Annotated in this window: 4 protein-coding genes and 1 other RNA gene; all 5 read left to right on the forward strand. The window is 28.0% G+C overall.

Features of this window, described 5'->3' with window-relative positions:
• Nucleotides 1-42 precede the first annotated feature (42 nt).
• Entirely contained in the window at nt 43-2124 is a 2082-nt protein-coding gene (locus JK634_RS20225) for a methyl-accepting chemotaxis protein (protein ID WP_202769571.1), read from the forward strand.
• An 86-nt stretch (nt 2125-2210) separates the two neighbouring features.
• Nucleotides 2211-2684: an SsrA-binding protein SmpB gene (gene smpB, locus JK634_RS20230; protein ID WP_202769572.1), complete on the forward strand. Its 474-nt coding sequence runs from the start codon at nt 2211-2213 to the stop codon at nt 2682-2684.
• 13 nt (nt 2685-2697) lie between these two features.
• Nucleotides 2698-3042 carry a phenylpyruvate tautomerase MIF-related protein gene (locus JK634_RS20235; protein ID WP_202769573.1) on the forward strand — a complete coding sequence of 115 codons (345 nt, stop codon included), beginning with the start codon at nt 2698-2700 and terminating at the stop codon, nt 3040-3042.
• Nucleotides 3043-3502: 460 nt separating this feature from the next.
• Nucleotides 3503-3831: a transfer-messenger RNA gene (ssrA, locus tag JK634_RS20240) on the forward strand.
• 511 nt (nt 3832-4342) lie between these two features.
• The gene (locus JK634_RS20245; RefSeq protein ID WP_202769574.1) at nt 4343-7204 is read left to right on the forward strand and encodes an SIR2 family protein; all 2862 of its coding nucleotides are present in this window, start codon (nt 4343-4345) and stop codon (nt 7202-7204) included.
• The last annotated feature ends 177 nt before the right edge of the window (nt 7205-7381 follow it).

A 7381-nucleotide genomic window follows, 5' to 3' on the forward strand; every position in this document is an offset into this window, starting at 1 on the left:
TTAAATATGATTTAAGGAATAATAAAAAGTGGTGGGGAGAATATGAGGCAAGAAATGAAAGACAAGTCTAAGAAAAAAACAAAAAATAAGTTTAATAAATTAAATGTTAATGGTAAAGTTAATATCAATTTTAAAAGTATAAAAGGAAAGATATTAGCTATTTTTTTGGTCATTTCATTAACTTCATCTATTGTAATAGCGGTAACAAACTATTATTTTGCCAAACAAGCAGTAACTAAAACAGGACAACCTTTAGTTGAGAATTTAGGAGAGCAGATTTCAGGAAGAATGGCAGAAAAGATAGATTCAATTAAAGGAGATATTAAAAATTTATCAGTAGATACTAGACTAGTAAATGGAACAGCTGAAGAAAAGAAAGATTTATTAACTAAGTATGCTAAGGACAATGAATTCTACAGCATGGGTATAGTTGATTTAGACGGTAATATTACATATTTAACTGGAGAAAAGGAAAATTTAAAAGATAAGGATTTCTTTAGTGAAGCTCTTAAAGGGGAGGCAGTAGTTGGAGAACCTTACTTTTCAAAGCTTGAAGGAGACATATTTGTAGCACCTTTTGCAGCACCAATTAAATCAGGAGATCAAACAATTGGCGTCTTATTAGGTGTTAAGGAAAATTTAGTTTTAAGCAACTTTGTTAAGAGTATAAAAATTGGTGATGCTGGAATAGCTTATGCATTAGATGGTAAAGGTAATGTTATAGTTCATCCAGATTCAGTATTGGTTTATAGACAAGAAAATGTAATAGAAAAAGCAAAAAGCGATTCAAGTTTAACATCTCTAGCTGATATTCAGAAGAAAATGATAAAAGGTGAAAAAGGCACTGGAAGTTACACCTATGAAGGAGAAACTAAGTTTATAGGGTATGCTCCAATTGAAGGGACAAACTGGTCCATTGCAGTTGCAATTCCAGAAAAACAATTATTTTCTGAGTTATCAAGCATGAATAAAACTTCAATAATAACAATTATAATTGCGATTATTGTAATAATTATCTCAGGTTTAGGTTTAGTTAACTTTATAATAGGAAACATAAGAAGAGTTCAAGATGACATACTAGAATTATCACAGGGTAACTTTATGTTTGAAGGTGATCCAAAACTTCTAAAGAGAAAAGATGAGTTTGGTAATATAGCTCAAGCACTCTCATCATTAAAAGAAGTTCAAAGAGACATTCTTAATGAAGTAGTGGATAGTTCAAGTGAAGTTAAGGCACAAGGTAATTCTTTAACTAATATATCTAAGGAATTCTCTGAAACTACAGCCAATATAGCTAAATCAATTGAAGAGGTTGCGTCAGGAACTAATGAGCAAGCAACATCTTTAAATAGAATGGTTTCAATCTCAAATGACTTTGGAAGAGAATTAGATAATATAACAGATAATTTTAAAGAAGTTCAAGCTATGATTTTAGATGTATACAAAAAATCAGATGAAGAAAATGACAATGTAATTGCTGTAGCTAATGAGTTCAATAAGATGATTACTACCTTTGAAGACTTTAGAAGTAAAATTGACAATATGAATGGAAATATTAAAAAGGTTAATGAGATAACATATTTAATAAAGGAAATATCAGAACAAACAAATCTTCTTGCATTAAATGCAGCAATTGAAGCAGCTGGAGCAGGAGTAGCAGGAAGAGGTTTTGCTGTTGTTGCTGAAGAAGTTAGACAACTAGCTGAAAGAAGTAAGGAAGCATCAGAAAATATTGAAAGTATAGGTAAAATAATTCTTAAAGATAATAAAATAATTTTCTCTGAAACAATGGAATTAAATAATATATTGTCAGAGCAAAAGAAAGCTATAAATAAGACTTCAGATAGTTTCACTGAAATAGCAGGACTATTGGAGAAAGTAGCTCCAAAGATGGATGAAGTAAGTACTTCAAGTGTAGCTTTAGAAAAGAAGAAGGACGAGCTTATAAATGACATTTCATCTGTATCTGCAATAGCTCAGGAAGTATCAGCCTTTACTGAAGAAATAACAGCTTCATCTGAAGAAATGAGTGCTGCTAGTGAAGAAATATATGGAGCTGCAAGTACCTTAAGTGAATCATCAGATATGGTAATTGCTAAATTAAGCGTATTTACAATAAAATAATTGAAACCTATAGCTTGTTTTGTTGTTATGAAGAAGGTTATATATTATAATAGAGAAATGATAATAAAACCAAGTAGGTGGATAATATGGTAAGAAAGAATAATGATAATAAAACTTTAGCTGAAAATAGAAAAGCTCGCCACGACTATTTTATAGAAGAAGCAATGGAAGCGGGAATAGAATTAGTTGGAACTGAAGTTAAATCCATAAGGGCAGGAAGAATTAATCTTAAAGATGCCTATGCGGATATAAATAATGGCGAAGTATTTATTAAAAATATGCATATAAGCCCTTATGAGCAGGGGAATATATTTAACGTAGATCCTTTAAGAGAAAGAAAACTACTTTTGCATAAGGAAGAGATAAGAAGACTTATAGGACTTATTCAGCAAGAGGGGCTTACTCTAATACCACTTTCCTTATACCTAAAGAAGGGAAGAGTAAAAGTAAACCTAGCAGTAGGTAGAGGTAAGAAGAATTACGATAAGAGAGATACTATGTTAGAAAAAGCTCATAAGAGAGACGTGGAAAGAGCATTAAAGGAAAGAAGTAAATTTTAGGTGGTGAAAAATTATGCCCTTTATTAATTCAAAGGTAAGTGTAAAGTTATCAAAGGAAAAAGAAGAGGTTATTAAAGATAGACTTGGTAAGGCTATTGAAATAATCCCTGGTAAAAGTGAAAACTGGCTTATGTTAGGCTTTGAAGATAATTATAAATTATATTTCAAAGGTGAGAATCTTGAAAAAGGAGCATTTATTGAAGTTAAGATATTTGGTAAAGCTTCAAAAGAGGCATATAACAAATTAACCACAGCTATCTGTGACATATTTTATGAAGAATTAGCTATTCCTGTGGATAAGATTTACGTAAAATATGAAGAAGTAGATAACTGGGGATGGAACGGATCTAATTTCTAAATGAATACTTAATATTTAAGAGAAAACCTGAATTTTCAGGTTTTCTTTTTCATTTTGGGGACGGTTAACAACTAATAGCTTTAATGGTAGTATTGCTAATAGATATCTGTTGAAGTAAGTGCTTAAATAGTATAATATAATTCATGCAGGGAACAATTCATGAGTCCTTGCAATAATTCAAGAAATGGTCTATAATTAATATCTGGATCAAATAAAATTTAATATAGTTTTTAATTTTAAAAATCAAATGCGTTTAAAAACTTAAGTATATAATCAAAGCAATATAGAAGATTATAAACTTACCTCATATAACCTAAAAATTTCTATCATTCCTCATTTTAAAACATCTTGTGGTCGAACCAATATCGCAGAGCTGTTTTAATCAAAGCTTCTTAAATCCGAAGCTTTTTAACTCACAATGAAGAAATATTAAAAGATTATATGTATAACATGGGGGCGTTATGGCTTCGACGGGGGTAAGATGGGTTTGATAAGCGAGCCGGGGGAAGCATGGTCCCACGAGATCAACTATGCAATAAAGATAAACGCAGAAGATAATTTTGCATTAGCTGCCTAGTTAGCAGCTCGTCAGCCTAAGCTTCCCGCAGCTTAGAATCTGGCGCCGATAGCGGGGAACCGAGCCTGCCAAAGCTTTGAGGTAGGAACGGAATTTATGAAGCTACTGAAGCAAGAAGCCTGTCTATAGGCGTCTTGTAGAGGGAATGTTAAACTATAGACTGCGCTCGGAGAAAGTCAGGCTGGTCTGCTTTCGGACAGGGGTTCGATTCGTAAGATGAGTCGCCTTAAGAAGTGATTCTTAAGTGATAACTTGGCTTTATCGGTGAACCCGAAACAGGTAATGCTGTCGGCAATACCGAGAGGTATGTAGAGAAATCTAACAGCCTTGTATCGACTTATAGGTTCCTAAAGCTTAAAGCTATGGAATACTAAGATAGAAGTTTCAAAACTATATTATAGCTTCTATAATACGCCAAGCATCATAGATATATGTTTATGATGAAGATATAGTCAGTGCCTGAAATTAGATATAAGAAAAAATCTAATTGAATAGAAATACAGGATGTACACGACCCCTCGCCTCCACCAAATAAAAACACGACAGAAATGTCGTGTTTTTTTATGTTTTGAAGTTTTTACTTGGAAATTTATATGTATAAGAAATAAGCGGATTTTAATATATTAACAATGTAACATAATGGTATAATAGTTATATTAATTCCAATTGCAGAGAATTGACTAAGATTAGTCAAGTGGAAATTTGATATTTAGGAGGAGTATTTTGAATTTAGATGAAAAAATAAGGTATATTAAGAATGCTAAAGATCAAGATAAACTAATAATATTTGTAGGTGCAGGTATTTCAAAAAATTCTAATTTGCCAGATTGGGAGCAATTAATTAGAGTATTTGTTAATAAACTTAACTATCCAATCAATGGAGAGGAAAAATTATCTTCTGATGAGTATTTAAAGATTCCACAGTATTATTATAATATTTTTGGAAATGAAGAGTATAAAAAGGTAATTAAAGGGGAGTTAGACGCAGAGGGACAACCTAATGATATTCATGAGTTAATTTTCAAATTAAATCCTAAACATATAATAACAACAAATTATGATAGGTTATTAGAAGATACAATTATAGAACAAAGAATGTTATTCGATGTTATATCTAAAGATAAAGATTTATTAGATTCTAAAAAGAGTAACTATATTATAAAGATGCATGGGGATATAAAAGAGTTAGATAATATTGTGCTTAAAGAAAATGATTACTTAAATTATTCACAAAATCATATTTTAATTGAAACGTATATTAAATCATTATTAGTCAGTAATACATTTCTATTTATTGGTTATTCATTAAATGATTATAATTTAAAGCAAATTATAAGCTGGGTAGATTATTTAGCTAAAGGTTATAATGACATAAATAATAGACCTAAAAGTTTTGTCGTTCAAGAGGTTAGTGAGGAATATAGTGTATTTATAGAGGATTATTATAAAAAAAATAACATATTTATTATTAATCCGCAAGAAGTTGATAAAGAACATTTGGGGAATGTCGAAAGTAATTTATCAAATGAATTTGGAAAAAGATTATATGGAACGTTGATGTATATAAAAGACTATCCAAAAAGTATTATAGATAAGTTTTATTATTCTGGAACTAATCTTGAAAAGCTTAGAAAGATTTCTATACATGATCTCTTTAGAATATACAGGTTTAAGTATGGAGAGTTAATAGGTGGAAATACATTTAACTTTTCTCATATTGATGCTAAAGAGTATTTAGTTATAAAGGATATTATTAATGAAAAAGGTGAGAAAGAGAAATTAGTTAAAGAGCTATTAATTAAAGCAGGGATTAGATATATTATTATTCGAATAAATGATAAACGAGAAGAGTATGATTTATTAGACAATTATAATAGAGTGGATGATGAATTTACTGAGTTAAATAAGTTAGAAATTAAATGTAATTATGTGGAGATTGATAAACGAATTAATTCAATAAATAATAAAAATACTAAAGCTTTTTATTTATTTAAATTACAATATTTTGAGAAAGCAAGGGAATGCTTAGAAGAATTAAAAGAAAGTATTTTGAATAATGATATATATGATTTATTATTATATAAGTTTAATCTAGGGCTAATAAATCAGTTGATGTTTAATAATGATAAAGATAATTACGATGATTTTAGATATATATATGAAAATATTGCGAAAAAGACTATGTATGAATTAAATTACTTAAATGATATATTTAATAATAATAAAGATCAGATATTGCAACTATCTAAATTAAAGGATGATCATATAAAAAAATATTTAAAGTTAGATAATTCAGTACAATTTGGAGACGTTAGGTACGATTTATACAAAATGATGACGATAGTATATGATTATTATTTTTATATAAGAGAAAATGGAGTATACTTAGATTATTTTAATAATATGGAAAAATTCTTTGAACCATATATAGAAGCTATAATAAGCACGTATTCACCAAAAACAAAAAGAACTAGAACAAATACAGTTTTTCCAGATTTTAATCAATATGATAGTTATATACTTAATATATATGATTGGGATATAATAATTAAACATTCAAGTTATAAAAAGATAAAAGAGTTGCTAAGAAAATATGAGGTAAAAGAAATACTATATAAAAATGATTTTGATATTGTAGAAATACTAGAAAACTTATGTAGATATATAAAATTAAGACCTAATAGATTTAATATAGAATATTTGAAAAAGTTGGTATTACTATTAACAGCAATTAAATTAGATGAAGATTATGTAAATAGGGCTGTAAAAATATTAGAAGATGTGTTAATAAATATGGATGGGAATTTACATGTATATATTTTTACTGAAATAAATGAAGATTTTAATTGTTTTATCAATAGAAATAATGAAATAATAAGCAATAATTCTTTTGAATTAGTTATTAATGAGTTGTTTACAGAGGAAGTATATATACAATTAGAAGGAGATAATAAAACAAGAACTATATTTAGTTTTTTAAATAGTATTAAACCTTTCTCATATAACTTATATAAGGATAAAATAGATAAGATGATAGAAGAAAATAACTTTAAATATATATCTGGGGTAAGTAAGTTAGTTTCTAAGGAGCAAAAGAAAATTATAAGTAATAATATATTAAATAATATAGATAATACTAATATAAATACAGTAATACGTTTTATTTTTGATAATGTAATTGAATATAATGAAGTTATAGAGAGTAAAATACTTGATAATTTAAGGATACATGATTCTAATAGGAAGAAAAGTCCAGGGATTAGGAGTTTTCCTGAACCATTAGAAAGTATACTAGATCATGTTATAGTATTATTTCTATTGTGTAAAGGAGTAAGTATATTGAAATTTGAAAAATATATTGAATATAATGATGTATTAGAGTTTATTATAAATCCAAGTAAGTTTGATTATGAAAAAATAGCATTAGATAATTATAATTGGATGAACATAATGCGTAATGAAGAATATTTAGAAAAAATAATTGATAAAGCTAAGTGTACTATAAGTAAAAAGTTAAAATATAATATAGATAACGGATTTGCTGATGAAGAGCAAACTAGATTATATTATAAGTATTTTGAATAAGTAACGTAGAGGATATTAAAGGTTACGTTTCGACTCCAGCATAAAAAAACCTAGACAGAGTAAAATGTACCCTATAGAATAGACAATTAAAAAAAGCCTATTCTATGGGGTACTTTTATGTATAATAGAATAAATATCATTAGGAGAGATGAACTATATGAGCAAAAAAATATTTAC

Origin of the sequence: Clostridium paridis, assembly GCF_016765615.1 — a bacterium.
Lineage (GTDB): Bacteria > Bacillota > Clostridia > Clostridiales > Clostridiaceae > Clostridium_T > Clostridium_T paridis.